The sequence below is a fragment of the Streptomyces calidiresistens genome (assembly GCF_014141525.1).
Lineage (GTDB): Bacteria > Actinomycetota > Actinomycetes > Streptomycetales > Streptomycetaceae > Streptomyces > Streptomyces calidiresistens.
In genome coordinates, this window is record NZ_VKHS01000967.1 from 1 (window position 1) to 1,818 (window position 1,818).

The 1,818-nt window shown below is 72.3% G+C and carries 2 protein-coding genes; both read left to right on the forward strand.

The window, feature by feature from the left end; all coding sequences use genetic code 11:
* Positions 1 to 205: 205 nt before the first annotated feature.
* The gene (locus FOE67_RS24605; RefSeq protein WP_438874303.1) at positions 206 to 1,183 is read left to right on the forward strand and encodes a heme o synthase; all 978 of its coding nucleotides are present in this window, start codon (positions 206 to 208) and stop codon (positions 1,181 to 1,183) included.
* A 181-nt stretch (positions 1,184 to 1,364) separates the two neighbouring features.
* Complete coding sequence (locus FOE67_RS24610) at positions 1,365 to 1,760, forward strand: hypothetical protein (protein WP_194444675.1); 396 nt, start codon at positions 1,365 to 1,367, stop codon at positions 1,758 to 1,760.
* Positions 1,761 to 1,818: the final 58 nt, after the last annotated feature.

The window sequence follows — 1,818 nt, forward strand, 5'->3', positions numbered from 1 at the left end:
CCCGGTGGGGGCGGGGTGCGGCGCCCGGTAACCCCGGTAGCGGGGTGGGGTCGACACCACGGACCCCGGCGACAAGCGGAATATGTCGGGCGTCTAGAGTGGCGTGGTACGCGCGGGCCGTGGCCCGCCTCGCGTCACCGGCGGGGACCGAACCGTTCCGTCCGGGAAGCGCGAGCCGCCGATGTCGCACTTACCAGGGGTGTCCGTGACGGCCGTCGAATCCCGACCCGTGGAGCAGCACAGCGCGGGACCCGGTCAGCCGCCTCCGGCGAATCCGGGGAACGCCCGGGCCGATGCCGGCTTCGCCGATCGGATCAGGGCGTTCGTCGCGCTCACCAAGCCGCGCATCATCGAGTTGCTGCTCATCACCACGATCCCGGTGATGTTCCTCGCCGAACAGGGCGTTCCCGATCTGTGGCTGGTCCTGGCCACCTGCGTCGGCGGCTACCTGTCGGCGGGCGGGGCCAACGCCCTGAACATGTACCTGGACCGCGACATCGACGCCCTGATGTCCCGTACCGGGAAGCGTCCCCTGGTCACCGGGATCGTGACCCCCGCGGAGTGCCTGGTCTTCGGCGTCTCCCTGGCGGTGGTCTCCACCCTCTGGTTCGGCCTGCTGGTCAACTGGCTCTCGGCCGGCCTGGCGCTGGGGGCGCTGCTCTTCTACGTCGTGGGCTACACGATGATCCTCAAGCGGCGGACCTCGCAGAACATCGTCTGGGGCGGGATCGCCGGGTGCATGCCGGTGCTCATCGGCTGGTCCTCCGTGACGAACTCGCTCTCCTGGGCCGCGGTGGTCCTCTTCCTGGTGATCTTCTTCTGGACGCCCCCGCACTACTGGCCGCTGTCGATGAGGGTCCGCGAGGACTACGCCCGGGTCGGGGTGCCGATGCTCCCCGTCGTCGCCGCCAACACCGTGGTGGCCCGGCAGATCGTCGTTTACAGCTGGGTGATGGTGCTCGTCTCGCTGGCCCTGGTGCCGCTCGGCTACGTCGGCTGGTTCTACGCCACCGCCGCGGTCCTGGCGGGTGCCTGGTGGTTGTGGGAGGCCCACGCCCTGCGGGCCCGGGCCCGGGCGGGGGCGACCGGCGCCAAGCTCAAGGAGATGCGGCTGTTCCACTGGTCGATCACCTACGTCTCGATCCTCTTCCTGGCCGTCGCCATCGACCCCTTCCTGCGCTAGGAACCCTTTCCGCGCCGGGACCGCCCGGTCGCCCCGGACGGGCCGGCCGCTCGCCGTGCCGGGCGCCGCGAGGGGGTGAACCCCTGCCGAACGGTCCCCGGGTCGTCCTCCGGTGCGGAGGGCGGCCCGCCGTCGTCGGCGGAACCTGGCGGCTCTTCCTACTCGTCGGTAGCATGACGATATGGCCGACACCCCCGAAACCGAGACCTCCGCTTCCGGCGCCACCGGCACCACCCCCGGGTCGGGCGCGACCGCGGTGACCGATCGTGGAACCGCCCGCCTCGCCAAGCGCATCCGGGCCTTCGCCGCCGAGCACGGCGGCTCCGCCGACGCCTCCCTCTCCCACCTCGGCGACAGCGGCTACCGCCTGGTCCTGGTGGGCGCGGACGGCACCTGGGGCGATGTGGTGACCCGTCACCGGGAGAGGGCCCTCGCCGCCGCCGAGAGCGCGGGCGTCCCCGTGCACGAGTCGTTCGACGGGGAGATGGCCGCCCGGGTGCGCACCGGCCCCTACGAGTGGAGCCGCATGGCCGGCAGCCAGGTCGGTGGCCCCGCCAATCCGCCCGCCGCCTCCTGAGATCCCTTCCGGGAACCCGGTCGCGTCCCCCGGCTCCCGGACCCCCGACCTCCTCTCC

What these genes read in the sequence shown, in the direction of transcription:
- FOE67_RS24610 (WP_194444675.1), top strand. Translation starts at nt 1,365, where the DNA reads ATGGCCGACACCCCCGAAACCGAGACCTCCGCTTCCGGCGCCACCGGC.